This window comes from Marinomonas sp. GJ51-14 (assembly GCF_055808695.1).
In genome coordinates, this window is sequence record NZ_CM147879.1 from 669,344 (window position 1) to 695,470 (window position 26,127).

At 39.4% G+C, this 26,127-nt stretch carries 25 protein-coding genes; 8 read left to right on the top strand and 17 right to left on the bottom strand.

Annotation, left to right across the window (positions count from 1 at the left end):
• The first annotated feature begins 161 nt into the window (after window positions 1–161).
• The 5 genes from AC0L3Y_RS03255 to AC0L3Y_RS03275 all read left to right on the top strand — a co-directional run bounded on the left by AC0L3Y_RS03255 (window position 162) and on the right by AC0L3Y_RS03275 (window position 6,575).
• Window positions 162–401, top strand: coding sequence for an EamA family transporter (locus AC0L3Y_RS03255; RefSeq protein ID WP_473470580.1), 240 nt, complete (start codon window positions 162–164; stop codon window positions 399–401).
• Between the two features lie 1,087 nt (window positions 402–1,488).
• Window positions 1,489–2,109 carry a hypothetical protein gene (locus AC0L3Y_RS03260; protein ID WP_473468700.1) on the top strand — a complete coding sequence of 207 codons (621 nt, stop codon included), beginning with the start codon at window positions 1,489–1,491 and terminating at the stop codon, window positions 2,107–2,109.
• Between the two features lie 1,427 nt (window positions 2,110–3,536).
• Window positions 3,537–4,982 carry an MBL fold metallo-hydrolase RNA specificity domain-containing protein gene (locus tag AC0L3Y_RS03265; RefSeq protein ID WP_473468703.1) on the top strand — a complete coding sequence of 482 codons (1,446 nt, stop codon included), beginning with the start codon at window positions 3,537–3,539 and terminating at the stop codon, window positions 4,980–4,982.
• Window positions 4,983–5,644: 662 nt separating this feature from the next.
• Entirely contained in the window at window positions 5,645–5,995 is a 351-nt protein-coding gene (locus AC0L3Y_RS03270; RefSeq protein WP_473468705.1) for an endonuclease domain-containing protein, read from the top strand.
• 229 nt (window positions 5,996–6,224) lie between these two features.
• The gene (locus AC0L3Y_RS03275) at window positions 6,225–6,575 is read left to right on the top strand and encodes an endonuclease domain-containing protein (protein ID WP_473468707.1); all 351 of its coding nucleotides are present in this window, start codon (window positions 6,225–6,227) and stop codon (window positions 6,573–6,575) included.
• Window positions 6,576–6,781: 206 nt separating this feature from the next.
• Here the strand turns inward: AC0L3Y_RS03275 and AC0L3Y_RS03280 are convergent, their stop codons facing one another.
• The 8 genes from AC0L3Y_RS03280 to AC0L3Y_RS03315 form a co-directional block, all read right to left on the bottom strand.
• A complete protein-coding gene (locus tag AC0L3Y_RS03280; RefSeq protein ID WP_473468709.1) occupies window positions 6,782–7,117 on the bottom strand; it encodes a cupin domain-containing protein in 336 nt (111 codons plus the stop codon).
• Between the two features lie 133 nt (window positions 7,118–7,250).
• Window positions 7,251–8,030, bottom strand: coding sequence for a DNA-binding transcriptional regulator KdgR (kdgR, locus tag AC0L3Y_RS03285; RefSeq protein ID WP_473468711.1), 780 nt, complete (start codon window positions 8,028–8,030; stop codon window positions 7,251–7,253).
• Window positions 8,031–8,229: 199 nt separating this feature from the next.
• Window positions 8,230–9,039 (bottom strand): ABC transporter permease, encoded by an 810-nt coding sequence (locus AC0L3Y_RS03290; protein ID WP_473468713.1) that lies wholly within the window; start codon window positions 9,037–9,039, stop codon window positions 8,230–8,232.
• Window positions 9,032–9,799: an ABC transporter ATP-binding protein gene (locus tag AC0L3Y_RS03295; RefSeq protein WP_473468715.1), complete on the bottom strand. Its 768-nt coding sequence runs from the start codon at window positions 9,797–9,799 to the stop codon at window positions 9,032–9,034. Before AC0L3Y_RS03295 ends, AC0L3Y_RS03290 begins: the two co-directional genes overlap by 8 nt.
• Before the next feature lie 78 nt (window positions 9,800–9,877).
• A complete protein-coding gene (locus tag AC0L3Y_RS03300; protein ID WP_473468720.1) occupies window positions 9,878–10,894 on the bottom strand; it encodes an ABC transporter substrate-binding protein in 1,017 nt (338 codons plus the stop codon).
• A gap of 131 nt (window positions 10,895–11,025) precedes the next feature.
• Window positions 11,026–12,852 carry a glutamine--fructose-6-phosphate transaminase (isomerizing) gene (glmS, locus tag AC0L3Y_RS03305; RefSeq protein WP_473468724.1) on the bottom strand — a complete coding sequence of 609 codons (1,827 nt, stop codon included), beginning with the start codon at window positions 12,850–12,852 and terminating at the stop codon, window positions 11,026–11,028.
• A 109-nt stretch (window positions 12,853–12,961) separates the two neighbouring features.
• Complete coding sequence (glmU, locus tag AC0L3Y_RS03310) at window positions 12,962–14,323, bottom strand: bifunctional UDP-N-acetylglucosamine diphosphorylase/glucosamine-1-phosphate N-acetyltransferase GlmU (RefSeq protein ID WP_473468727.1); 1,362 nt, start codon at window positions 14,321–14,323, stop codon at window positions 12,962–12,964.
• 187 nt (window positions 14,324–14,510) lie between these two features.
• Window positions 14,511–15,428 (bottom strand): LysR family transcriptional regulator, encoded by a 918-nt coding sequence (locus AC0L3Y_RS03315; protein WP_473468729.1) that lies wholly within the window; start codon window positions 15,426–15,428, stop codon window positions 14,511–14,513.
• A gap of 300 nt (window positions 15,429–15,728) precedes the next feature.
• Here AC0L3Y_RS03315 and AC0L3Y_RS03320 point away from each other — a divergent pair, with 300 nt between their 5' ends.
• Window positions 15,729–16,322, top strand: coding sequence for an FMN-dependent NADH-azoreductase (locus tag AC0L3Y_RS03320; protein WP_473468730.1), 594 nt, complete (start codon window positions 15,729–15,731; stop codon window positions 16,320–16,322).
• A 97-nt stretch (window positions 16,323–16,419) separates the two neighbouring features.
• On the opposite strand, the gene AC0L3Y_RS03325 is transcribed toward AC0L3Y_RS03320, so the two are convergent.
• On the bottom strand, window positions 16,420–18,582 hold the full coding sequence (locus tag AC0L3Y_RS03325) for a Tex family protein (protein ID WP_473468733.1): 2,163 nt from the start codon (window positions 18,580–18,582) through the stop codon (window positions 16,420–16,422).
• Window positions 18,583–18,879: 297 nt separating this feature from the next.
• Between AC0L3Y_RS03325 and AC0L3Y_RS03330 the strand changes: the two genes are divergently transcribed.
• On the top strand, window positions 18,880–19,278 hold the full coding sequence (locus tag AC0L3Y_RS03330; protein WP_473468735.1) for an H-NS histone family protein: 399 nt from the start codon (window positions 18,880–18,882) through the stop codon (window positions 19,276–19,278).
• A 145-nt stretch (window positions 19,279–19,423) separates the two neighbouring features.
• Here AC0L3Y_RS03330 and AC0L3Y_RS03335 read toward each other — a convergent pair whose 3' ends face one another.
• The 6 genes from AC0L3Y_RS03335 to AC0L3Y_RS03360 all read right to left on the bottom strand — a co-directional run bounded on the left by AC0L3Y_RS03335 (window position 19,424) and on the right by AC0L3Y_RS03360 (window position 23,922).
• On the bottom strand, window positions 19,424–20,563 hold the full coding sequence (locus tag AC0L3Y_RS03335; RefSeq protein WP_473468738.1) for a Wzz/FepE/Etk N-terminal domain-containing protein: 1,140 nt from the start codon (window positions 20,561–20,563) through the stop codon (window positions 19,424–19,426).
• A gap of 73 nt (window positions 20,564–20,636) precedes the next feature.
• Window positions 20,637–21,344 carry a tRNA (guanosine(46)-N7)-methyltransferase TrmB gene (gene trmB / locus AC0L3Y_RS03340; protein ID WP_473468740.1) on the bottom strand — a complete coding sequence of 236 codons (708 nt, stop codon included), beginning with the start codon at window positions 21,342–21,344 and terminating at the stop codon, window positions 20,637–20,639.
• A 127-nt stretch (window positions 21,345–21,471) separates the two neighbouring features.
• Entirely contained in the window at window positions 21,472–21,885 is a 414-nt protein-coding gene (locus AC0L3Y_RS03345; RefSeq protein WP_473468742.1) for a DUF423 domain-containing protein, read from the bottom strand.
• A 3-nt stretch (window positions 21,886–21,888) separates the two neighbouring features.
• Window positions 21,889–22,872, bottom strand: coding sequence for a WD40 repeat domain-containing protein (locus AC0L3Y_RS03350; RefSeq protein ID WP_473468743.1), 984 nt, complete (start codon window positions 22,870–22,872; stop codon window positions 21,889–21,891).
• Window positions 22,844–23,314 (bottom strand): sigma D regulator, encoded by a 471-nt coding sequence (rsd, locus tag AC0L3Y_RS03355; protein WP_473468746.1) that lies wholly within the window; start codon window positions 23,312–23,314, stop codon window positions 22,844–22,846. Before rsd ends, AC0L3Y_RS03350 begins: the two co-directional genes overlap by 29 nt.
• Window positions 23,315–23,412: 98 nt before the next feature.
• Window positions 23,413–23,922 carry a disulfide bond formation protein B gene (locus tag AC0L3Y_RS03360; protein ID WP_473468747.1) on the bottom strand — a complete coding sequence of 170 codons (510 nt, stop codon included), beginning with the start codon at window positions 23,920–23,922 and terminating at the stop codon, window positions 23,413–23,415.
• A gap of 151 nt (window positions 23,923–24,073) precedes the next feature.
• On the opposite strand from AC0L3Y_RS03360, the gene AC0L3Y_RS03365 reads away from it, so the two are divergent.
• Entirely contained in the window at window positions 24,074–24,496 is a 423-nt protein-coding gene (locus AC0L3Y_RS03365) for a flagellar basal body-associated FliL family protein (RefSeq protein WP_473468748.1), read from the top strand.
• Between the two features lie 88 nt (window positions 24,497–24,584).
• Here AC0L3Y_RS03365 and AC0L3Y_RS03370 read toward each other — a convergent pair whose 3' ends face one another.
• Together AC0L3Y_RS03370 and chrA are read right to left on the bottom strand one after the other, a co-directional pair.
• Window positions 24,585–24,869 (bottom strand): oxidative damage protection protein, encoded by a 285-nt coding sequence (locus AC0L3Y_RS03370; protein ID WP_473468750.1) that lies wholly within the window; start codon window positions 24,867–24,869, stop codon window positions 24,585–24,587.
• Between the two features lie 91 nt (window positions 24,870–24,960).
• A complete protein-coding gene (gene chrA, locus AC0L3Y_RS03375; protein ID WP_473468752.1) occupies window positions 24,961–26,094 on the bottom strand; it encodes a chromate efflux transporter in 1,134 nt (377 codons plus the stop codon).
• Window positions 26,095–26,127 lie beyond the last annotated feature (33 nt).

The window sequence follows — 26,127 nt, forward strand, 5'->3', positions numbered from 1 at the left end:
TAATTCAATCTTAAATTTACATAAGGAATATAAATGAACTATATATATATTTTAGGAACTATACTATTTACTGTTTATGGTCAATTAATACTCAAGTGGCGTATCAATACACAGTTATCCATTCCTGATAAATTCCCTGAAAAAATTTTTTATTTAATAAAATTAATTTTTTTGATCCTTTTATCTTAAGCGGTTTCCTTTCGGCTTTCCTAGCATCCATCTTCTGGATGGCAGCTATGTCTAAGTTTCCTATTAGTTATGCCTATCCATTTATGGGCTTAGCTTTTGTGTTTGTGATGATTGGCTCTGCCATTTTTTTCGGAGAATTAATTAGTATTCACAAGGTGATTGGTACTTTTTTAGTGATTTGTGGACTAGTTGTTATAAGCCGTGATCTTTAGACCCTATGATAAATAATAATATAATTAATAATGCAAAATATAAAAATTGAATTTACACGTAAATACAAATAATAAGCGCAACACAGAAAAAAGATGTACCCGAAAGTAAATAGTGAAGTTGATATGATTATTTTTATAAAAAAATAAAGTAGGATCAATATGAATCATAAGCAGTTGAGAAAAGGAAAAAGATAGCAAATATCCGCCCTTTTAGAGTAAGAAATATCAGTATCAAATATCGCACGAACACTAAACCCCATAGTTCCACAATTTATCGTGAGGTAAAGCAGAATAAAAAATCAAAAAAACATCACCCTAATAAAGCCCAAATAATCTATTTAATTAAAAGACAGATACCTGCTAAATATTATATATCGCCAAAGACGATTAATTCTATTCGTATTTTAATTGAAATTTTGAACAAAGCTCTAATGCACTCAAAAACTGCAATACTCCTGTTAATCATGAATGGATATATCAATGCAGACAAAAAATACAACGCGGAAGCAATTAAAAATGCAATCTATATAAATGAACGTCTAGTGATTGTCTATACAAAAAATGCTTTGGAGTCTGAGAAATAGACTCTGTCTTAGATAAATAGGACTCAAGTTCAATCGTCACCTTACTAGAAAGAAAAACGTATTTTTACCCTACAAAGACAGTGGGTCCAAAGTCAGCCAAAGAAGTGAAGCAAGCGATAATCGAATTCTTAATGCTTTTTAAAGATCATTTGCATATAATCACCGCGGTTAACGGTCGAAAGTTGATGGGTCACATCGAGATAACCGAGACATTAGATAAAAAAGTCTATCTTGCTCATCCAGAGCTTTTAGAAAATTAAAATAGTAACAATCTTCCAAGACTGTATATGCTAATGGTTTTAGTTAAAAAGGTGTTGCAAAAAAGGATACACCTTGCTAGACGAAAAATAATCACAAAAAAAAGATTAGAGCTCGAACAATCAGCGATACATTTTAAATAAATGAGCTTAGCTTCTTAAAATTAAATGTGTCACACTTTGAACTTGAATTCGAATATATAAAATTACATATAGAATAAATTTAATGAATAGGAACCTAAAATAATGCTTTTTTACAAAGGAAATTTTACAATTAAATTTTTTTATTTTATTGTTTTTTTGACCTCTATTTTTTTAGTATCTCATCAATTATCACAAATAGATTATCCAAGTGATATGTATGCGCATCTACTTTTTGTAGATAGATTTTTTAATGGTGAATTTTATATTCCACATCCCATATGGCATATATGTGTTCACTATATGACTTATGTTACTTTGAGTGAAAAAATGGCTGCAAGCTTAGTAACTGCTTTTTTTGTATTGCTTTGGGTTTTTATTGTTCATAATATTACTAGTTTTTTTCTTAATGAAATTGGAGAGAATAAAAAGACGCTATACTTATTAACATCATTAACCTTAATTTTAGTTATTGGCCCCGTATACTTACCTATGTTCAATAAATACTTTTACTTAGGTATAGGAAGCCCTAATGTTTGGCACAATCCAACACTTATAGCACTAAAACCTTTTGCAATGCTAACAGTGCTTTATACTATTTTATTTTTTCATAATTCTAATATGAAAAACTATATTTTAAGTGTAATTTTTTTGGGTTTATCAATATTCGTAAAACCAAACTTTGCTATTGCATTCATTCCTGCTCTTTATTTATATTTTTTTTAAAAAAAGAATATTCGCTTAGAAATATATCTTTTCTATTGACTATATCATTAACTCTTATAACAGCTTTATTGTATCAATATATAAATACATATGAGCAAAAAGAAGGCTCTATTATTATTGATTTCTTAGGAGTATGGAGATTATATTCAAAAAATATATACCTTTCAATATTTCAAGCTCTATGCTTTCCTGCAATATATTTTATTTTTAATTATAAAAACATACTATTTAAAAAGACAATTAAGTCTGACCTACTTTGTTTTTCATGGATAATGACGATAGTATCAATTGCTATTTTTTCTTTGTTTGCTGAAGAAGGTAGTAGATATTCACATGGAAATTTCGGATGGAGCTATATGCTCTCCTTATCAATTTTATATGTCTACTCTATTCTTCATTATATAAACTTTAACGCTATGCTTGATAAATATAAAAAAGTCATATTAAATACTATATTACTTTATCAGATTGGATGTGGGTTATTCTATTTACTTAGGATACTATCTGGAGGAAATTATTTATAACTCAATTCAATAGAGTATTGATTATGAAAAAATTTACACCTCTATCCTAAAATAGGAGGGGTGATTTTTTCATTTCGATAGCCCTAATTGACTAGAACCATGCTGCTTAACATTTTTCACTGCTCTATGTATTTACATCTAAGCGTTTACTAAACCAAGTCAAAAATGTTAAAAGAAGCGTGATAAGACTGCTATATAATAAGTGTATTATAGCGGTAATCATGAACCTCATAAAGAAAAAATAGATAGGTAACAAACGGAAAGGAAAACCCTATTCTGAACATTGTTTATATAACTTCCAACAAATCCGACAAGAATAATGCGTAATCGATTTTTTATAAGGCTTAGATATCTCAATATGGATGGTTATCAAGCGTACGAATCAACCAACGCAGCCCTTCAGGTTGCTGGGTACATGCAACTAGAAAATTCGTCGAGGCAAAAAAAGCATGCCAAAAAGCAAATTTGGCAAAGCCATTCGTCATATAAAAAAGCTATACGCTGTACGTGTTTGAGGCATTAGCGAAACAAGACAAGACAAGACAAGACAGTGGAAAATGTCTTCCGAATCAAATCCTTTCTAAAGTTTATCGATCGACCATATCGCGACGAAAATTGCCGTAAAAAATAGATACGGTAAACTACCACGCCAATAATTGGTTTACCTATCTTAATTTTTACGGTTTATAGCGCAGTATGGCAGTGAACTTTTAAACCCATTCAACCCAAAATCAGAATACAAGCTTTAGTCAGAAGATCAGTTCTAAATCGGTTGGGCACGACCGCGATCAAACAAACTACGGTTTGATATTTTTTACGTGTATTTATTGTAAGTTGTGGTTTTTCTATTTTGATGCTGTGTGTTTTAATCGTTTTTTCATTCTTAAGTACAGAGGGATTTGTATGCTAGAAATAAAACACCATGGCGCGGTGCAAGGCGTCACAGGTTCATGCCATGAACTTTTTGTGGATGATGAGCATTCTATTTTAATTGATTGCGGTTTGTTCCAAGGGGCGGAGGTTTCTGGTTCTGGTGCGGGGTCTAGTCATTTAGAAATTGAATTTGATGTTGCTGCAGTTCAAGCTTTGTTTGTGACTCATGTGCATATTGACCATGTTGGGCGGTTGCCCTATTTGTTAGCCGCTGGGTTTAGTGGGCCGATTTACTGTTCAAAGCCTAGTGCTGAACTTTTGCCTTTGGTTATCGAAGACGCTTTAAAAGTGGGTGTTACTCGCAACGCCAGTATTATAGAAGCCTGTTTAAATCGTTTAGCCAAACAGCTGCATCCTATCGATTATGGCCGCTGGGCAGACATTCCTATCAAGAACAGTTCAAATACTCACGTCAAACTTAAAATCCAAAAAGCTGGCCATATTTTAGGGTCAGCCTATGGTGTTTTTCGAGTACAAAGCGCCGCCATTAAAGCTCAGGGCAAAGGCTATCATGACGTCTTGTTTTCTGGTGACTTGGGCGCGCCATATTCGCCTTTATTGCCTTCGCCTAAATCACCTTATCGGACAGACCAATTGGTTATCGAAAGTACTTATGGCGACCGAAATCATGAAGATAGATCAATACGCCGCTATAGATTACAAGCAAGCTTAGAACATGCTTTGAGTGATTCCGGCAGTGTATTGATTCCTGCGTTTAGTATTGGCCGAACTCAAGAGCTGTTGTATGAGCTAGAACACGTTATTCATCAGAATAAACAAAAAGCAGTGAGTCAGACACGTTCTGGAAAAACACTGAATTGGGAAGACATCGATATTATCATTGATTCTCCACTGGCGAGCCGTTTTACCAAGGTGTATCAATCTTTAGAAGGCTATTGGGATGATGAAGCGAAGAAACGCGTGAAGTCCGGCCGACATCCGCTTAGTTTTGAGCAAGTCACCACAATAGATAGCCATGAAGAACACATTCAAACCGTTACCTACCTACAAAAACAAACTCGCCCAGCCATTGTTATCGCTGCATCTGGCATGTGTGCTGGCGGTAGAATCGTTAATTACTTGAAAGCGTTATTAGGTGATGAGAAAAACGACGTATTGTTTGTTGGCTATCAAGCTGCAGGCACACCTGGTCGAGATATATTGCGTTATCACGATAAACCTAATGGTTATGTCATGTTTGATGGCGAGCGTTATTTTATTAAAGCGAAAGTACAGCAGATTAGTGGGTATTCCGCCCATGCAGGACAACGGGATTTATTGAATTTTATAAAACGCATGCGTATCAAGCCTAGAAAAATTCATATAGTACATGGGGATGATAATGCCAAGCGTGTTTTGAAAGAGTTGATTGAAGAAAGGTATTCGGACATGGAAGTTATCGTACCAGTGGCTTGAAGCTAACAACCCCCTCCCAGCCTCCCCCTTGTTAAGGGGGAGTTGGGGGAGGAGCTAAGACCTCAAGTTCCCTACCCTTATCAAGAAGAGCTTGGAGTGAGGAGCTAAGACCTCAAGTTCCCTCCCATTTGTCTTTATAAAGAGAGTATTTGAGGGTGGTGCTAAGGACTTAAAGTCCCCTCCCCTTGTGTCTTTTAAGGGGAGGGTTAGGGAGGGGTTTTGTTGTTTACCGTAAAGTCTTTTTAACCCCCTCCCAGCCTCCCCCTTGTTAAGGGGGAGCTTGGGGAGGAGCTAAGACCTCAAGTTCCCTACCCTTATTAAGAGGAGCTTGGAGTGAGGAGCTAAGATCTCAAGTTTTCTCCCATTTGTCTTTATAAAGAGAGTATTTGAGGGTGGTGCTAAGGACTTAAAGTTCCCTCCCCTTGTGTCTTTTAAGGGGAGGGTTAGGGAGGGGTTTTGTTGTTTACCGTAAAGTCTTTTTAACCCCCTCCCAACCTCCCCCTTGTTAAGGGGGAGTTGGGGGGAGGAGCTAAGATCTCAAGTTCTCTCCCATTTGTCTTTATAAAGAGAGTATTTGAGGGTGGTGCTAAGGACTTAAAGTTCCCTCCCCTTGTGTCTTTTAAGGGGAGGGTTAGGGAGGGGTTATAAATAGGAGGTCATGGATGACTAAAATATTTAATACTAAACGTAATGCCATTTTTCGCTCAGAGTTAAGAAAAAATATGACTGAGCCTGAACGTCGCTTATGGAGCAAGCTTAGAGGCAAGCAGTTAGGTGTTAAGTTTCGCCGTCAGTTTGGGATAGGGCAATATATTGTTGATTTCTATTGTCCAGAAAAGCGGTTAGCTGTCGAAATTGATGGCGACAGTCATTTTGATGAAGCTAGTGTTGCTTATGATTTGGCTCGAGATGAGTATGTTGAATCTTTAAATATTCGGGTATTACGCTTTACGAATTTAGATGTTATGCAGAATATTGATGGAGTTTTGCAGGTAATCACAGAGTCTTTTTAACCCCCTCCCAGCCTCCCCCTTGTTAAGGGGGAGTTGGGGGAGGAGCTAAGATCTCAAGTTCTCTACCCTTGCTAAGAGGGAGCTTGGAGTGAGGGGCTAAGACCTCAAGTTCTCTCCCATTTGTCTTTATAAAGAGAGTATTTGAGGGTGGTGCTAAGGACTTAAAGTTCCCTCCCCTTGTGTCTTTTAAGGGGAGGGTTAGGGAGGGGTTATAAATAGGAGGTCATGGATGACTAAAATATTTAATACTAAACGTAATGCCATTTTTCGCTCAGAGTTAAGAAAAAATATGACTGAGCCTGAACGTCGCTTATGGAGCAAGCTTAGAGGCAAGCAGTTAGGTGTTAAGTTTCGCCGTCAGTTTGGGATAGGGCAATATATTGTTGATTTCTATTGTCCAGAAAAGCGGTTAGCAGTCGAAATTGATGGCGACAGTCATTTCGATGAAGCTAGTGTTACTTATGATTTGGCTCGAGATGAGTATATTGAATCTTTGCATATTCGAGTATTGCGCTTTACTAATCTAGATGTTGTGCAGAATATCGATGGAGTTTTACAGGTAATCACAGAGTCTTTTTAACCCCCTCCCAGCCTCCCCCTTGTTAAGGGGGAGTTGGGGGGAGGAGCTAAGATCTCAAGTTCTCTCCCATTTGTCTTTATAAAGAGAGTATTTGAGGGTGGTGCTAAGGACTTAAAATACCCTCTCCTTGTGTCTTTTAGGGGAGGGGATTGTTGGTTGTCGTGGAGCCTTTGTGCCTCATACAGAAAGGCACAGAGATAAGTCTGTTAATAGCCTTTTGTTTCTAGAAAGTCTTTACGCATTGGTGTGAAGTTATCGATCAAAACACCTTTTTCAATGCATTTACAGCCGTGCATGATGTTTGGCACTTTGTAGATGGTGTCGCCCTCTACAACGGTTTTGGTTTCATCACCCACTGTGAATTCAAATTTACCTGATTTAACGTAGGTTAATTGCTCATGGGGATGATTGTGCATTGGAGCAACTGTACCTGCTTCGAAATGCACTTCTACTGTCATAATATTGTCTGAGTAAGACATTACTTTACGAGAAAGCCCACCACCTAAATCTTCTAACTCAACATCACGATTAAAAGTAAACATAAACTACCCTTTATATTCCTGTTTTAGATGGCTCACACTATAAAGTCATACAAAAGAATATTCAATATTTTATGAAAAGGCGTTTTGTTTATTTCTACTCGGATTTTGCTTATTTAGGTAGCCTAAAAGATAGTTATCTATAACCCAATTTTGACGATATCTGAGCTGCTGCTTCTTTTAGTAATTCAATATGCATTTCAAACTTTTCAGATGTGTGTCGAACCGTTGGCGAGGACAAGCTTAACCCAGCAATCACATTACCTAAACGGTCATAAATTGGCGCAGCAATACAACGTAAACCTTCCTCCTGTTCTTCATTATCAATGCCATAACCCAGAGATTCGACATTTTTCAAATCAGTAAGCAATGACTCTATTGATGTATGGGTTTTCATTGTAGAAGGGATAAAAACAGTATTTTCCAGTATATTACGAATACTGTTTTCTGAACGCTCCGCCAATAATACTTTACCAATCGCGGTAGAATACAATGGGTTACGGCCACCAATGCGAGACTCCATTCTCAAATTGTATTGGGCATCCACTTTATGGATATAGACAATATTGTCTCCATCGCGAATTCCAAGATGCAACGCTTCTTTCGTCAACTCACCGATACGAACCATGTGTGGTTCAGCTAATGAAATTAAGTCGATATGATCCAACGCTTTGGCACTTACTTCAAACAATTTTAACGTTAATGAATAGCGGTCATGGTCACCTTCTTGGCTGACAAAACCCAGCATTTTCATGGTTTGAAGAAAACGATAGACGGTGCTTTTTGAACCATGAACTATTTGAGCTAATTCAGTTATGCCCAGAGATTTATGCTCTGCCAACGCATTAACGATAGCAAACACTTTTAGAACAGCGGAAACTGGTTCAATTTGTTGATTATTTTCTTCGTTTATCATGTTTTCCCTATTCCAAAGTGCGACTTAAAAATATCTGTTCAAGACGTTACACAAAAACGCTATATGTTAAAAGCTCTACAGAAAGCAATTGTCGCTAAAAAAATAATATAGATTCTATACTCAGATAAAAAGCATCTAATCATTTAAAATAAGATGGATCTCAATGGGCTGAACAATCATTAGCAGATACAAGTTCAACTCATACTCGCCAATTTAATAGTCTCTTTTCAAAGATACTAATTACCGCACTGATACTCACTCCGAGGATAGAGAGAATCGCCACACCAGCAAACAGACGTTCTAGGTTATAGAGTGAACCCGCCTCTAAAATATAAGCGCCGATTCCATATTCAGCCCCTAGCATTTCTGCTGCGACAAGCAAGATGATTGCAATCGAAAGGCTAACCCGTAACCCAGATAAGATACCAGGCATAGCACCAGGTAAAACGATTTTAGTAACAATAGAAAACCATGATAAAGAAAAACTTTGTCCCATCCGAATTAATGACCGATCAACATTATCAACTGCACCATAAGTGGCAACAACTGTCGGGGTGAAGGTACCAAATGCGATTAGTGCATACTTGGATGTTTCATCAATACCAAACCAGATAACAAATAAAGGAAGAAGTGCTATTTTCGGTATAGGGAAAATGGCTGCGACCAAGGGAACGAGACCACCGCGAGCTACAGAAAATAAGCCTATGAGAATACCGACACAAATCCCGAGTGTTGCACCAATCGTTGCACCAACTAGGAGACGAGTTACAGAAGGAACTAAGTGCTTAGAAAGCAAGCCGCTGTCCCAAAGCTCTATAAATGTTGCAAACACATCCGATGGACGAGGCAAAGTTAGGTTACTAATGAAACCTATGCGAGTCCCTACTTCGACGAATATAATTAGCACGATAAAAACAACAGCACCCATCCATTTTTTTGATTTAGGTGCAAACCCTCCACCACGGAATTCGATCGTTTTTTTCGTTACCGCTTGGTTGTCATTAGACATTAATTAGCTCCTTATCGGCTTCCGCTGCTTCGTCACGCATTAGATTCCAAAGATGCTTTTGCTGACGCTCTAGCTCGGCATCACCGAGATCCCGTTCACACAAAGACGTGTCTATATCCACTATCTCGCGAATACTTCCTGGCCGGCGCGACAACACAACAATTGAATGACCAAGCCTAACCGCTTCATTTAAGTTGTGGGTGACATAGACGGCGGTAAATGGTTCACGTGTCCATAAAGCAACCAGGTCATCCATCAGTAGCTCACGAGTCTGGCTGTCTAAAGCCGAAAGGGGTTCATCCATCAGCATGACGGCAGGTTTGACTGCAAGTGCACGTGAAATAGCCACTCGCTGTTTCATTCCGCCTGACAACTGTTTAGGCAAAGCCTTGCGAAAATCTGTTAACTTGGTGCGTGCAAGCACATCTGAAATAATGCTCTCTGCTTGACTGCCTCGTATACCGTGATCATCAAGTACTAAACTGATATTCCCTTCTACGGTTCGCCATGGAAGCAAGGCAAAATCCTGAAATATATAAGTCAGTGGATTAATACTTTCAGCAGGTGGTTCTCCTATCTGGACAACAGTCCCTGTAGTGGGTCTTTCAAGCCCACCAATAAGTCGCAATAAAGTAGACTTACCACATCCAGAAGGACCAACGATACAAACAATTTTTCCAGCAGGGATATCAAGATTAATACCGCGCATGATCTCCATATCGCCATAACTATGGCCAATATCTTCAAGCCGAAGATCCATAAATTACCTCTTTTTTGAAAGGGTCGAGGCGGACTATTACTAATATCCGCCTCGTATTTCACTTACTTCGAATAGGGATCACTTCGAATAGGAATCGTCGACTAGTGTATTAATAGTGATATTGTCTTTGATCAGGTTTTCTGACTTCATCCAATCTAACTGATCTTGAACAGATGCAATATTCAACGCTGCGTTTGCGCTAACACGCATAGCACCATTACGAATACTTGGAGCGGCTTTTTCATAAGGGCGATCTGTGTAAACATACTTATGTATTAACTTGACCATATCTTCTGCTGCTTGTTCACCTGCAGTTTTATCAATCAATGCTGCATTGAAGTCCGCTGCACCTTTAGAGAAGGCACGTAAAAATGCTTTTGATTGTTCGCGCTTATTCTCTGCATTATCTGCTGAAGTGAAAACAACAGTAACCTGATAGTTTGGAATGTAATCAGAAACATTACCAATTATATGTACTGCCCCACCTTTATCTAAAGGCTTGGCTATATGAGGAACGATTGACCAGCCATCTACCTGACCGGATTTCATGGCACCAATAATGGTTCCAACTTTTTGAAGGGGTTTATAAGACAGGTCAATATTTTCTTGAGCGGCTATTTTTGCACCCACATAGTGAAAAGAAGAGCCTGATTGGGTAATTGCAAAAGTCTTCCCATCTAGTTTAGCTGGAGATGTCACGCCTTCTTTAAATGCCTTATCAGACACTAAGATTTTTTGACCTTCCACACCAGGTTCTTCCATTAATGCGCCACCAATAACCTTGGTTGCACCTTTTTCAGCCAATGAAATAAGGCCACCAGAAATTGCCGTTACTGCATAATCAACGTCTCTAGAAGCAACACCCACAGCCATAGGCTGAGCAGCTTGGAAGAATTTAAACTTAACGTCTAGACCTTCATCTTTAAAATAACCGCGCTCATAAGCAACAAAGCTTGCAGCATGACTAGTAAAACGCAACGCACCCACATTAATTTCAGTGTCTGCATAGCTTGGCATGGCAATAACTAACGATGCCGCCGCACCACTCATTAGACCAATCAACTTCAATGTCGTTCTTTTAGAGACCGTGCTCATTGTCATTCCTCTTATTCTTATTGGGTTTTTATTATTTATGACTCTTTAATAAGTCCTATGGTTTATTCGAAATAACGGGATATAGCAAGCTTTGTAATAGCCGTACACTCGAGTATCCCGTGATAAAAAACCTATTCCACTGTGACTGATTTTGCTAGATTGCGTGGTTGGTCAACATCTGTGCCTTTCACTAGTGCTACATAATAAGATAAAAGCTGAAGCGGGATAGTGTGAACAATAGGCTCCAAAATGCTGTCTACCTTAGGCACTTCAGTAAAAATAAGGTTTTCTTCGTTATGAAGGTTGGTATCTTTGTCTGCAAAAACGTAAAGTTCGCCACCACGGGCTGCTACTTCCTGTAGATTCGATTTAAGTTTATCTAACATATCGTTATGGGGCACAAGTGCAATAATCGGCATATCTTCATCTACTAACGCCAATGGCCCATGTTTCAATTCACCTGCAGGATAAGCTTCGGCGTGTATATAAGAAATCTCTTTCAGCTTTAATGAGCCTTCTAGGGCTATCGGATACATGGTGCCACGGCCTAAGAACAGAGCATTGTGTTTATTAGCAAATCGATCAGCCACCTTTTTGATGTGCGCATCTTGTTCTAACGCAGAATTTACATACGCTGGTAAAGAACGCATAGCCTGTACTAACTCTTTTTCTTTTTCCGCAGACAAACCATTTTCAACTGCAATCGCCACACTGGTAATAAGCAGCGCTGTTAATTGAGTCGTAAACGCTTTTGTAGAAGCAACGCCGATTTCCGGGCCAGCGTTGGTTAATAGAGTAAGCGCTGACTCACGTACAAGCGTACTGGACGGAACATTACAAATTGCCAAGGTAGTCAAATAACCAAGCTCTTTTGCCATGCGTAATGCCGCTAGAGTATCAGCCGTTTCACCAGACTGAGATAAGGTTAAAAATAAGGTCTTCTTCGGCACTGCCACTTTTCGGTAACGGTATTCACTAGCGACTTCGACACTGCATGGTAAGCCAGCAAGGTCTTCGATCCAATATTTCGCCACTAAGCCTGCATGATAACTGGTACCACAGGCAACGATATGAACATTTTCTATTTCTTTTAGGAATGCAGAATCCGCACCGAAACAGCTGGTTAATACTTTGCTTTCGCTAATACGACCTTCTAAACAAGCACTGATTACTTTTGGTTGCTCGTAGATTTCTTTCATCATGTAATGACGAAATTCGCCTTTGTCTGTTGCGTCAATACTGTGATTAAAAACACTCACAGGGCGGTCTTGTATCTCACCTTTAGCATCATAAATAGTGACTTGATCACGAGTAACATCAACCACATCACCTTCTTCTAGGAAGATAAATTGGTCAGTGACATGCAACAAAGCAAGCTGATCAGATGCAACGAAGTTTTCTTCGATACCCACACCAACGACCAATGGGCTGCCTTTACGTGCGGCTATAAAACGCTCATTGTCATCTTTCTGTACAACACCAATGGCGAATGCGCCTTCCAATTTTGTCAGGCTCGCTTGAACCGCTTTGAGTAAATTAGATTCAGTCTTTAAAGCATCATGAATTAAGTGAACAATAACTTCTGTATCTGTTTCTGATTTGAATTCATAACCTTTGGCTTTTAATTCTCTGCGAAGAGGCTCGTGATTTTCAATAATGCCATTGTGAACCAAGGCAAGATCATCACCAGAAAAATGAGGGTGGGCATTGGCTTCTGTTGGTTTTCCGTGTGTTGCCCAACGGGTATGAGCAATACCAATTTTGCCATCTAAAGGCTGTGCTTCAAACTTGTCTTTGAGTGCTTGAACCTTACCAACCGCACGATGGGAGAATACGCCCTCTTCGTTGTTAATCGCGACACCAGAAGAGTCGTAACCACGGTATTCAAGGCGGCTTAGACCTTCAATTAAAATTTTTGATACATTACGGCGTGCAATGGCGCCCACTATTCCGCACATGAGAGAGTCCTTTTAAAGTCTGAAAAAGGGGTCAGATCCCTTAAAAAAAATAAAGTTTAATTCTATTCGAAATAGTTCGTTTAAGGGATCTGACCCCTTTTTTCTTCAATTATTTTTTAACCGGCCTTGGCCAATTATCTTTATTTGTTTGACGTGCTCTGGCAAAAGCTAATTGCTTTTCACCGACTTCTTTTGTAATGGTTGAACCTGCGGCAATCGTCGCGCCTTCTTCTACTTTAACTGGCGCAACCAGAGAGGTATTGGAGCCAATAAAAACGTTATCGGCCACTTGTGTTAGATGTTTATTTACACCGTCATAATTACAGGTAATAGTACCAGCACCAACATTTACATTGGCGCCCATTTCTGTGTCGCCAATGTAACTTAAATGATTCACTTTACTGCCTTCACCAATAATCGCTTTTTTGGTTTCAACGAAGTTCCCTATCTTGGCTTTATTCGCCAATTGAGTACCTGGTCGCAAGCGTGCGAATGGTCCGATATCACAGGCTTCACCAACTTGGCTATCATCGATCAATGTATTGCTTTTGATCACAGTGTAGTCACCAACAGTACAGTTTTTAAGGTGACAGTTAGGACCTATTTCAACACCCTTGCCTAATACGACCTTACCTTCAAACACACAGTTCACATCAATAATAACATCCTGACCCGTTATCAATTCACCACGAATATCAATACGTGATGGGTCAAGTAGTGTTGCACCATTTTGCATTAGATGAATTGCTTGTTGCTGTTGAAGTTCTCGCTCCAACGCCGCGAGTTGAACACGATCATTCACACCAGCGACTTCAGCTTCATTTTCTGGATTTACTGTGACAATTTCGACGCCATCACGGGCCGCCATGGCAATAATATCAGTTAAGTAATATTCACCTTGGGCATTATTATTTGTTAAGTCCGCAAGCCAAGTTTGTAGATGATTATTTGGTGCTAACAAAATCCCTGTATTGACCTCGTTGATTTGCCGTTGACTTTCCGACGCGTCTTTCTGCTCTACAATGGCAACGACTTTATTTTGCTCGTTTCTTACGATTCGGCCGTAGCCTGTTGGATTATCCAAAGAAATCGTCAATAACACCAAGGTATTTGCAGTTGATTTTTCTGTCATTTTGTTAAGTGTTGTCGCGCGAATAAGTGGCACATCACCATAAAGAGTTAAGGTCGCGCCATCTGCTTGTAAAAAAGGCGCAACACGACGTAAAGCATCACCCGTTCCTTGAGGATCATTCTGCCAGACAACATTCGTAGCGAAAGCTTGGCAACTTTCTTCGACTTGCTCACCTTGATGACCAACCACAAGATGTAATTTTGCGTCTTTAATGGAGCTGGCTGTTGCAAGTACCCGATTGACCATGGCGACACCGCCAACTTTATGAAGCACTTTTGAAAAAGCAGATTTCATCCGACTGCCTTTTCCGGCAGCAAGAATTACGATGTCCTGACTCATGAATCGTCCTTTAAAAAACTAAAAAATAATGAAAAAATAGATATTGAAGCTATTAAATCGCGTTACTAAAGCCGTCACAACCCAAATTGTCAAAAATAAAATGACAATTTAAAAATTAATTTTATAAACCGATGATTTATAAAGTTTCTATATGTACAAAGCATAAGATTTGTCAGAAAGATATTTCCTAAAAACGATTAAGAGATGTTTGTTTCGGACACATATTGCATTCAGCCTGAAGCAATTCAACTAGCAACCTTGTCGCCGGCCCAGTGCGTTCACCTTTGCCAAAAATAGCGTAAAGATGGAAGTTTCGCTCACCACCAGAAACTAGGTCTAATTTTTTCAATTCCCCTATGTTTAGCTCATTCTCAATATCCGCTCTTGGCAACCAAGCAAACCCTATTCCACTGACAACGATTTCTAGCGCTGACTGCACACTGGAAACCGTCCAGCGCCTTTCTGTACCCAGCCAACCAGCATCGATTGAACTCTCTACTGCAGAGTCTCTAATAACTAATTGTAACTCTCGACTTAATCTTTCGTTATTTATAGGACCTTCTTCTTTAAACAAAGCGTGATCAGGAGACGCCACCGCCATCAGCTCTACATTAACAATAGGATCCGCTAAATAACCTTTTGGCACTATGGAGGTTAAAACCAAATCAGGGCTGCCCAGCTTTAACGCTTCTAGGCCACCACTTAGCACCACCTCTTTAAGCTGTACCTGAGTACCTTGGCTTTGTGGCTCAAAAGCATTTAACGCTCTCAATAAAGCTGGCGTTGGAAACACCTGATCAACGACAAGCTCCAACTCAGGCTCCCAACCTTGCCCAAGGGTATGTGCTAACTCTTCTAGCTCTACCGCTTCTTTTATTAAATGTCGTGAGCGACGTAACAACACTTCGCCTCTTTCCGTTAACTTAGCTTTTCTCCCCTCAATAATGAGTAAGGGGTAACCCAGTTGCTCTTGTAATTTGGCAACGGTATAACTCACGGAGGATTGGCTTTTATGCAGGGCATCTGCTGCTTGAGCAAACCCGCCTTTATCAACAACCGACTGCAATACTCGCCATTGCTCTAATGTGACTCTTGGTGCTTTCATGTCTTTTCTACCTCTATAAATACAACCATGATGTACTTCGGTCACGTCACAACTCATTATTGGGTTACGGCCGCTCCTCTCTAATCCAACTTACAATACATCGCATCAGGAAATCGTAGGCCGAATGGATAATCGGGGCACAACCTAACTCCAACAAAGTATCGTATTTTTCGATAGATATCTTCTAAAAATGCCGCTTTTTAATCAATTTTTCTGACCTTATTATAACTCCATTACTAAAGACCTAAACCAGATAATCGAACCGATTAGGTTCAATACACAATTATGGAGAAAACATACATGGCAACTTTATTACGTATTGATTCAAGTGCTTCAGGCGAAAACTCAAAATCTCGTCAATTAGCCAATGAGTTTGTAGAGCAATGGTTAGCGAAAAATCCTAATGGTAAAGTAGTGACTCGTGATGTAGATGCGAACCCATTACCTCATTTTACCAATGAAACACTGGGGGCTTTATTTACTCCAGAAGAAAACCGCTCAGGAACACAAAAAGCAATTGTGGCAATTGGTGACGCCTTGATTGAGGAGTTAGAAGCAGCTGATGTGATTGCGATTTCCGCACCAATGTATAACTTTGGTATTCCTTCGACATTAAAATCTTACTTTGACTACGTTGCTCGTGCTGGTCGCACCTTTAAATACACAGAAACTGGCCCTGTTGGTTTATTAAGTAAAGATGCTTATGTCTTTGTGGCAAGCGGAAGCTTTTTAGCAGGTACACCTGTGGATCACCAGGTACCGTACTTAAATACCTTTTTAGGTTTCATCGGAATTACAGTAAAAGAAACCTTCATTGCTGGCGGACAGGCGATGGGAGAATTAGGTGAAGAAGCCTTTTTGAAAGCCAAAAACAGTATCTCTGCCGCTGCGTAAAAATAAAACCGTAGGCAGAAGAAGCTGAGCACAATCCGACAATGGTTGATAAACGTGATGTACTCGGTCACATTACCACCCATTGTTGGATTACGACCTAAAGTCCATTGGCTTTTAAAGCAATTCTCTTACGTTGCACATCGATTTCAATCACGGTTACATTGACGACTTGCCCAACCCGTACTAAATCTCTTGGATCTTTAACAAATCGGTCCGCAAGTTGAGATATATGAATCAAGCCGTCTTGGTGCACACCTAGATCCACAAAAGCGCCAAAGGCAGCTACGTTTGTTACCACGCCTTCGAGTGTCATACCTTCTTGTACATCTTCGAGCTTTTGCACGCTCTGATCAAAAGATGCATAACGAAATTCAGGCCGCGGGTCACGACCAGGTTTATCCAGCTCTGTGAGAATATCAGAGTAAGTAAAATCACCGGCTTGAGCGAAGTTAGGCGCTAATTGTTTTAATTCTTGTAATGCAGAACTGTTATTTATGAGTTCGTTTGCTTTCAAACGTAATTGAGCCGCCATTTTTTTCACTAAAGAATAAGATTCAGGATGCACGCCAGATTGATCCAATGGTTCCTTGCCATTTAAAATTCTCAAAAAGCCAGCACACTGCTCAAAACATTTATCACCTATGCCTTTTATCTTTAATAATTCCGCACGGGATTCTATTCGCCCTTTTTGTTGACGATAATCCACAATGTTCTGGGCAAGTCTATTGGTTAAACCTGATACATAAGACAACAAAGAAACTGACGCTAAATTAATATCAACACCCACTCGGTTCACGCAATCTTCCACGACATTTCCAAGTGCTTTTGATAATTGAGTAACTTTGACATCATGCTGATACTGGCCAACACCAATGGCTTGCGGGTCAATCTTCACCAACTCTGCTAACGGGTCTTGAAAACGTCGTGCAATAGAAACAGCACCTCGAATCGTAACATCTAAATCAGGAAATTCTTGGATAGCGATAGGGGAGGCAGAATACACTGACGCACCAGCTTCACTGACCACGATGGCACGACAATCCAGGTTTAATTCTGAAATTAATTCTTTAACTTGTTTTTCAGTTTCGCGAGATGCGGTTCCATTGCCAATCGCGACCCAACCAATCTTATGCTTAGTAATAAGACTAGATAAAACCTCACTCGCTTCTTTAATACGGTTTTGTGGCCCGTGGGGATAAACAACACCATGATCTAACAGACTACCTTGTTCATTTATAACCGCCAGCTTTACGCCATTACGAAAGCCAGGATCAACTCCTAACACTCTATGGGCTCCTGCTGGTGCAGCCATTAATAAGTCTTTAAGGTTGTCTGCAAAAACTTGAATGGCACCTTCTTCTGCACGTTCTTTCAATTGAGAAAGAACATCAGTTTCTAATTTAGGCATAAGTTTATTTTGCCAAGCAATATTCAAATATTTCCTTTGTAAAGAAGTCAGCCCTTGAGATGTTGGAGAATTTATATCAAACAATTGGTTAAGATTAGGCGAAATTAATTTTTCTGGATATTTCGTCTCATTTTTTAAGGAAATATTAAGCTTTAATATAGATTCTTTTTTGCCTCTAAAGAGTGCCAATAATCGATGGGGAGGTACTTTATTTATACGCTCTTCATAATCAAAGTAATCTCTGAATTTTTCACCTTGCTCTTTTTTACCACGCAAAACACGACTAGATAAAACACCATTATTAAGTAACTCTATACGACCTTGCTTTAAAACATCACTATCATTTGAAATAGCTTCACTTAGAATTTCCGAAGCACCTTCTAAAGCAAGCTCGGGAGAAAGAGACACATTGTTTTTTCTACACCATGCCTCAATCGCAGATAAGGTATCTGAGCGCTGTCCTGACCATATATCTGTAGCTAAGGGAAAAAGGCCACTGTCTCTGGCCTCATCAGCTTTACTCTTACGTGTTTTTTTGAACGGTGAATATAGATCTTCTAATTCATTTTTAGAGGTCGCATTTCCTATCTTTAAGATAACCGATTCCGAAATAGAAGGCTCACTGGCTAATAAGGAAAGTATGCTTTCTCTACGTTTATTTAATTCCACCAAATATTGCCAGCGGTCATAAAAAGAGCGTAAATCCATATCACTCATTCCACCGGTATTTTCTTTTCTATAACGAGCAATGAAGGGTACTGTTGCCCCTTCTTCAAATAATTCAATAATGTTTTCTGTGTGTTTTTTTAATATAGAAAACTCTAAACTTAATTTTTTTGATATCGAATTCATTTATTGTCCTATTATTTACACTTTTCTAACATTTAAAACACATTGTTTTATTAGCTTGTTGGCGTGTTTTTTATTAGAATCCTCGCAAGAATCTTGAAATAGCATAAGATTACATTAAAATGTACTGATTAGTAATTCAATAATATTTTTGAAATACGGCTTAATTAAGCTTTCGATATTTAAAAGCTTGTATATAACATTTATTCTTAGTGTCAAATAATAGATGTTAAAGAGGGATCTCTTCTTCAGTACAGGACAATATTTGACCAGTTCTTAACAGATAAATAGGGGAAACCAATGAGTTTATTACTAGAGTTAGCAGGCAATAAAGCAAAAGCACGCGCAGCAGCAAAGGAATTGACGGTAGCGCAGCTAGAAAACCTAATTGCAGGCTTTAACAACGCTCTTGAAAAAGCCAAAGAAGAAGCAGCAGCACGCGAAGAAGAGCAAGCCATTAAGTCTGCACGCGCAGAAGAGATTGCTAATCTAATCGCTAAAAGCGGCTTAACTATGGAAGAAGTTGCAAAACTAACCACTCCGAAAGCTGGTGCGACAAAAGGTAAAACAGTTGAACCTAAGTATCGCCTTGTCGTTGCTGGTGAAACTCACGAGTGGACTGGCCGTGGCCGTACACCTAAAGTATTCCAAGAATACTTTAATGCAGGTAACAGCCGTAAAAGTGTAGAAATTAAATAATTCACACTTTTATTGTTAATATGAAAAATGGCGCATTTAAAATGCGCCATTTTTTGTATTTAACCTTTAGCTTTGTACTTAACCTAAATCTAAGCACTAAATTCAAGTACTAAATCTTATATGCTACAACCTTTAAAAATAAGATTTAGACTGTCTCTTTTTCTCGAAATGCGAATCTAACCAATACAATCCCACAACCCAACATACCACCCAACAACACACCTAAAACAGCAATAAGTGAGCGTTTCGGTGCGGTACGAGCTAGCGGTTCTTCCGGTGTCTCAACAAATCGATAAGTGTCGAATTCAGCGTTATGATCTACTTTCATAAGCTCTAACAGGCTTAGCTTTGAATTCACTCGATTTAAACGAGGCTCAATGATAGTAAGTTCCGTTAATTCATTTAAAACGTCTAATTTTGCCTGCAGTGCATCTGCACCAATATTGATAATAAATAACTCCTTATCACTATTGCTTAAATTTTGTTGAGGCAAGTCTACTCCTGCTGCTTTTGCAATTTGTAAGGCATACTGAGTTTGAATGAGTTCGTTCTGTAAACGAGATTTCGCTTCATTGATAAAAAGCTTTTTTTGTTGATTTAATTCACTATATTTATTTTGAACAACAGTACTAAGATTATTAAGTGCTAGCTTACGTGCTTTAACACTAACATAAGCAACATATTCACTAAGAAATGCATAGCTTTTCTCTGCAGTCACTTGCTCTGCTTTCAGCACGAATGTACCGTCTTTATTTGCTGATGCAGTTAATTTTTCATACCATTCATTGTATAAAACAGAAACAATCTTTTCTTGCGCTTTTTTATTTTCTGCTTCCGGCAATGCATTTAACTCATCTTGAAAATCTGCATAGGTAGAAAGAAATTGTTTTTTATTAGCTCGAGATTGAAATTGTTCAATAAAACTCAAAAAAACATTTTCAGGCAAGACCAAATCATCTAATTTAGCACTAACTAAAATAGTGCCGTCGTCTTGATAAATATCAAAAACCGGTTGGAAATCGTTGGCCATTTTTTGATAAGAAGCAAAATCACTGATTTGCGGCTGTGAAACAATGGTTTCAGCCGTCCATTTTTCAGTTGCTGACAGAGCATAGTAAATAGCGAGTGCTGCGCAAATGACAGTGGACATAATAATCGTATATTTACCTTGCCAAAGCGCGATAACCAATTCCTTTAAGTCTATTTCATCATCTTGATGGTTAAACCTCTGATTCATTAATGGCGACATTTTATCAAATGACTCTTCTGGTAATTGATCTTTCATTACTTATTTTTCCTTAAAATAATAAAGGTATCTTAGCACCTGATTTTAAACTTATATTTATAAGGCTCAGAAACTAACTTTTTGTGTAAATTAAATCCCAAACACCATGGCCTAAACGTTCGCCTCGTTGTTCGAATTTCGTCAGTGGTCGCCAATCTGGGCGCGGGTGATATTCTCCAACACCGGCAGCGTTCACATAACCTTCTTGCATTTCCATTACTTCCATCATGTGCTCTGCATAAGGCTGCCAATCTGTCGCCATATGAAAATAACCACCAGCCTTCAATACATTAGCTACTTGTTGAGCAAATAAAGGCTGAACAATACGGCGTTTGTTATGTTTCTTTTTATGCCAAGGGTCAGGAAAGAATAATTGGAACGCACTGGCTGTTTTTTCTGGTAAGCAATTCGCCATTACTTCAATAGCATCATCACAATAGACTCGAAGATTGGTTATGCCTTCTTCTTTTGCCAACATCATTAATTTAGCAACGCCTGGTGGATGAACCTCAATGCCTATAAAATCTTTTTCAGGGGCATTTTTTGCCATTTCAACCAAGGAGCCCCCCATACCAAAGCCCACTTCAAGCACCACCTCTGATTGACGACCAAATACCCCAGCATAGTCGATTCTGCCATCAGCAAGGTCTAAACCATATACCAACCAATTGGCTTCGTAATTCTTCTGTTGGCCTTCTGTCATACGACCACCGCGTACGACAAAACTACGAATAGTGCGTTTTTTGATAGGCTCTTGAGTTTCTACATTTTGCTCTGACATGTTTTTTTATCGCTTAGTCTATTCTGTGGCTTGGTTTATTTTGTGTAAGTCGATCATTTATCAACCATAAATTTGGGCCGCTATCCTACCCGAAAAACAGGACTCTGTCCTGCTTTGTTGAGTTAATTCAATTTTGACTATTATCAGTATTCTTAAATTGCCATAAACGAAATCCTAGACAACACCAAGCGAGTAAATAGCATAATCCGCCCAAAGGCGTAATTGCACCTAAAAAGGTATAACCCGTTAACGCCATCATATATAAACTGCCTGCGAATAATGTATTTCCGACAAGAAACAGAATAAGTATATTTTTGCGAGAAGGTAAGTTCGAAAACAACGCTGCGACAATTAAGCCAGCAAGAGCATGGTGCATAAGATATTGGCTTGCAGTATGCCACCAACCAAGGGATTTAGGATCTAGAGTCTCTGTTAATGCATGGGCCCCAAATGCGCCGGCAGCCACAGAAAGAGCGCCTTGGAGTGCAAAGAAAGCAGCCCACTTTGAGGAAACAATGGATTTAATATCTAGACTAGGCATGGATTATTCCAATACATTTAAGTAGCCGTTACCACCAATGGCGTAGTAACGGTTACCAGCACCAAATGCCAACGCCATGACATTCGCACCAGAAGGGTTACTTCGTTCAGAGTACAAGTCCCATTCTTTTTGAACCACACCAGTACTCATTTGAATTAACGAAACACGACCGTTTACTTCACCCGTTAAAATATTCCTACCATTATTCGAAAATACAGCCTGACTAATGGTGACGTTACGATATTTCAGCGCCCCTGTATCAATCACACTCAGCTCTTGCCCTGTACGCGTGGACCAAATTCTTGCCGTGCCAAGTTGTGCAGCGCCAAATGCGTATTTGCCATCTTCTGATAAGGCAACACTGGCGATTTGATTACTGAGCGCCCATTTGAACTTTGGCTTACCTGTTAGTAAGTCCCATAAAATGACATTACTTTCGTCATCCCCAGTAAGACCTAGCTGTGCGTCAGGTGAAATATCGGCGGCATGAACCGTCGAGCCTGTACGTAGAGTTTGTTTGATACCACCATTTTTCACATCAAAAAAACGAGCAGTTTCATCATTTAACCCAATCAAAGCGTAATCGCCATTTTGGGTTAAGCGCAAAGATTGGATGTCTCCAGGCGTTGTCCAGAAGCCATCCGGCTTACCTGTAGTAGTACTCCACAAAACAAGAGTACGAGCGCTACCTGTTGCGGCATATTGATTACTGGGATCAATATCAACGCTAATCAGTGATGTAAACTCACCCGCTTTATGGTTCCAATTAAAGGTCCGTTCATTGACTGAACTTTTCCAATAGCTTCCACCATGCTGTATAGAGCCAATCAGAGCTGAAGAACCCTTGCTACTTAACGCAGCAGAATAAACACCTTGAACAGCATATTTTGCCGTGCGAACAGGTGCCTCTGCGGAGCAAGACAAAAGCGCCACAGTGGAGCAGAGTAAAAGGCCAAGTTTAAGCGCTTCTTTCACTGTTCGCTTCATGTAGTTCCTTTATCAACCTATCTTCATATTGAAAACGTTCAGCAAGAACCACTTTTAACGCTTTTAGCGAGAAAAGCAGGGACTCAAGCTGAGCGTTACAATGGGCTTTCGTGTCGTATTTATCATTAAACTCAATAGCGACTTCTGTTGAACTATCGATCAAAGGCAATAATTCACGCAGCAGAGCAACCGCACTATCATCATGAAATTGGTTTGCTTCTAATGCCAGTTGTTCATAAACAGTAAAATGTCCAGCAGACACATAATCTACCAAGAGTTCACAGAACGACTGAATTTTAGGCGTATCCAAGGGCGTATACTCACCCCGTTCACGCAAATAAATTGCAGCTTCAATCAACTTACGACGTTGCTCAAGCCAACGATCAATAATTTCGTGAACACCGCCCCATCGTTCTTGGGCTGTTTTACAACCTTCTAACATATGAAAACTCCATCAGGGGTTAATTATTCTCTATGTCTCAAGCATATTCCGATACGCAACCCCCTGCAAGACACTAGCCTGTGGGGATTTGTAACCTTTTACCAGTAAGTTGTTTTTTTACGAGTCGTTAACGCAATTACTATATTAATCAATGCCATACCTACAAAAGCAACTAAGGTCCAACCAGGTATACTAATTCCTAAGAAAGTCCAAACAACATCACCACACTCACCTGTCCCCATAATCATAGCCTGCATGATTTCTTGCCATGGGAAAACCTCAAACATATAGCTTAGACCTGGCAGACAGGCTGGAAGCTGGTCTTCTGGTAAACTTTGTAAATACAAATGGCGAATAGCCAACGCTGCACCCGCAAGAGACAAAACAGCAACAAGCCAAGAGAAATATTTACGAGCTAAATGACTCCCTGTTAACGAAGACAACAATGACACCACACCAACACAGAGGAAAACAATGCGCTGTAACATACAAAGTGGACAAGGCTCTAGCCCCATTTGATATTCCATATAAAAGGCTACACCCAAAAGAGCAAAAGATACGAAGGCAACCAAACCATGGAAACGACGAGCAGATAAAAACGCAAACATATAAAGATTCCTAGACTCACTAAGTTGATATTTTTGATCCGATAGAGCGTTTATTACTGCAGGAATAATAAGAAAGTGCAAAATTACTACTGACAGCAAGCTTTAATGACAGTTAGTATACTGTCTATTGTAATGAATACGAGAATCTAAAATGTCATTGATGATATCTATACGCAATAAATCTTTACTCTTTTCTTTTATATTAATCAGCAGCCTGATGTGTCATTCAGTCTATGCTGAAGATGATGACCCACTTTCTGTTGCCTATATTGAATTAACACCTAACTTTATTGTTAATAATGCCAGTGAAGGCTCTCGGCTAAGATATATTAAAACGAGTATTAGTATTCGTACCGAATTAGCTAAGAAAGAACTGATTGAAGCCAATATGCCTTTAGTTAGAGATGCATTAGTAATGTTCTTGAGTTCACTCACACCAGATCAAGTTGCAGGTGCTATTGCTCGTGAGCAAACCCGTAAAGAAGCTGCTATTGCGGTAAACCAAGCCTTACAAGAAGAGACTGGTATTGCGCCAGTAACCGATATTTTATTCGCCAGCTTTGTAACCCAGTAATAATTTAAAAAAGTTAAATATTAAAAAACCTCATAGTTAATATTTAACATGAGGTTTTTTAAGATTCTTTCGTTTTACTTTTTAAGTACTAAAGCTCAGTTATGTCATCCGGGCTCACGTAACCTGTTAACTTGTCAGTTTCTTCATTATTCAAAAACTTGTCCATTTGCGCCATCACATACTTACGTGATTCCGGCTGCATCAAATTAAGCTGTTTTTCGTTAATCATCATGGTTTGCAGTAATTGCCATTCTTGCCAAGCTTGCTTAGAAACAGTCTGCAGAATTTCTTGGCCTTTAGCGCCAGGTAAAGGTGCTCGATCTAACGCCTCCATGTCCTTTTGGTACTTTTTACAAAAAACGGTATTCGACATAAAGATAACTCGCAATTAAGAATGTATGAGGTCAATAATGGCGCTAAAGGATAAAAAATCAAGGTTTATCAAAGCCTAGCTTATAAAACGGTTAAGAATAACTTCGAGCCAACCCAAATAACACAAACACGATAATAAGCTTAAAAATAGAAGGTCGTTTGAATTTTAGCCATATAAAACCAACACCGACAATCACAATATCTATCCAGCTCTCTAGGCTTGAGGTCCCGATAGGATGATATAAGGCCGCGATTAATATGCCGACCACTGCCGCATTCAAACTACCAACAGTGGAACAAAAGCGACCATTAGTTGATAAGCTCTGCCACGCATTTTGTGCACTTAACATAAGCAGCAGACCTGACAAAAAAACAGCCAATGTCGCAACACCCGCCCAAACCCAAATGCTTGCACCTTGTGGTGCGACAGAAGCACCAAGAAAACTCGCCATGGTAAACATCGGGCCAGGAACGGCTTGGGCCGCAGCATAACCCAACAACAAATTCGATTCGGTTACCGTGTCGGACACAAATGCTGACAACATTGGCAGTACAACATGACCACCGCCAAACACCAACGCGCCCGCTTGATAAAAATCAGCAAATAACCCACCCAAAGAGTCAGTAAAGAGAAAACTAGCAACAAACAAACCCAAGGCGATAAGTAAATATAACCAAACAAACCGAATCTTCGGCAAGGCTTCTCTTGCATTAGAAGAGCTAGAAGGCGCAAAAACACCAACACAAGCGGCTATAAAAAGTACAATTAAACTTGCAAAGCCAAAAGGATAAAGGACAAGAAAGGCCGAACTAGATAAGGCAACTAAAACCATAATCCTATTCTGGCAGAATGATCGCCACATGCTGACACAAGCATCAGCTACCACGACCACAGCAAGCAACTTTAAGCTATGAACTGCGTCATCGAAAAATTCAGATTCTTGCCACGCCTCACCAAATTGCACCAATAAAACCATGACAACAAACGAGGGTAAGGTGAAACCAAGGAAGGCGGCTATCCCACCAGCAAAACCAGCGCGGTGATAACCAAGAGCAAAGCCAACCTGACTCGAACCTGGTCCTGGTACAATTTGACTTAATGCGACCCATTGAGCGTATTGTGATTCTGTTGCCCACTTTTTAAGTTTAATAAATTCTTGATTAAAATAACCTAAGTGCGCAGCTGGCCCACCGAAGCTGGTAAAACCTAATAGAAAGAAAGACACAAAGACTTCTAGGACGCGCTTAAAATATGAGGG

Coding starts and splice junctions, on each gene's coding strand:
- AC0L3Y_RS03350 (WP_473468743.1), bottom strand. CDS start 22,872: ATGAAGCGAACAGTGAAAGAAGCGCTTAAACTTGGCCTTTTACTCTGC.
- AC0L3Y_RS03365 (WP_473468748.1), top strand. CDS start 24,074: ATGTCATTGATGATATCTATACGCAATAAATCTTTACTCTTTTCTTTT.
- AC0L3Y_RS03315 (WP_473468729.1), bottom strand. CDS start 15,428: ATGAAAGCACCAAGAGTCACATTAGAGCAATGGCGAGTATTGCAGTCG.
- glmS (WP_473468724.1), bottom strand. CDS start 12,852: ATGTGCGGAATAGTGGGCGCCATTGCACGCCGTAATGTATCAAAAATT.
- AC0L3Y_RS03270 (WP_473468705.1), top strand. CDS start 5,645: ATGACTAAAATATTTAATACTAAACGTAATGCCATTTTTCGCTCAGAG.
- AC0L3Y_RS03325 (WP_473468733.1), bottom strand. CDS start 18,582: ATGAATTCGATATCAAAAAAATTAAGTTTAGAGTTTTCTATATTAAAA.
- AC0L3Y_RS03290 (WP_473468713.1), bottom strand. CDS start 9,039: ATGTCTAATGACAACCAAGCGGTAACGAAAAAAACGATCGAATTCCGT.
- AC0L3Y_RS03260 (WP_473468700.1), top strand. CDS start 1,489: ATGCTTTTTTACAAAGGAAATTTTACAATTAAATTTTTTTATTTTATT.
- AC0L3Y_RS03300 (WP_473468720.1), bottom strand. CDS start 10,894: ATGAGCACGGTCTCTAAAAGAACGACATTGAAGTTGATTGGTCTAATG.
- rsd (WP_473468746.1), bottom strand. CDS start 23,314: ATGTTAGAAGGTTGTAAAACAGCCCAAGAACGATGGGGCGGTGTTCAC.
- glmU (WP_473468727.1), bottom strand. CDS start 14,323: ATGAGTCAGGACATCGTAATTCTTGCTGCCGGAAAAGGCAGTCGGATG.
- AC0L3Y_RS03335 (WP_473468738.1), bottom strand. CDS start 20,563: ATGAAAGATCAATTACCAGAAGAGTCATTTGATAAAATGTCGCCATTA.
- AC0L3Y_RS03265 (WP_473468703.1), top strand. CDS start 3,537: ATGCTAGAAATAAAACACCATGGCGCGGTGCAAGGCGTCACAGGTTCA.
- AC0L3Y_RS03330 (WP_473468735.1), top strand. CDS start 18,880: ATGAGTTTATTACTAGAGTTAGCAGGCAATAAAGCAAAAGCACGCGCA.
- kdgR (WP_473468711.1), bottom strand. CDS start 8,030: ATGATAAACGAAGAAAATAATCAACAAATTGAACCAGTTTCCGCTGTT.
- AC0L3Y_RS03370 (WP_473468750.1), bottom strand. CDS start 24,869: ATGTCGAATACCGTTTTTTGTAAAAAGTACCAAAAGGACATGGAGGCG.
- trmB (WP_473468740.1), bottom strand. CDS start 21,344: ATGTCAGAGCAAAATGTAGAAACTCAAGAGCCTATCAAAAAACGCACT.
- AC0L3Y_RS03295 (WP_473468715.1), bottom strand. CDS start 9,799: ATGGATCTTCGGCTTGAAGATATTGGCCATAGTTATGGCGATATGGAG.
- AC0L3Y_RS03280 (WP_473468709.1), bottom strand. CDS start 7,117: ATGTTTACTTTTAATCGTGATGTTGAGTTAGAAGATTTAGGTGGTGGG.
- AC0L3Y_RS03320 (WP_473468730.1), top strand. CDS start 15,729: ATGGCAACTTTATTACGTATTGATTCAAGTGCTTCAGGCGAAAACTCA.
- AC0L3Y_RS03360 (WP_473468747.1), bottom strand. CDS start 23,922: ATGTTTGCGTTTTTATCTGCTCGTCGTTTCCATGGTTTGGTTGCCTTC.
- AC0L3Y_RS03345 (WP_473468742.1), bottom strand. CDS start 21,885: ATGCCTAGTCTAGATATTAAATCCATTGTTTCCTCAAAGTGGGCTGCT.
- AC0L3Y_RS03275 (WP_473468707.1), top strand. CDS start 6,225: ATGACTAAAATATTTAATACTAAACGTAATGCCATTTTTCGCTCAGAG.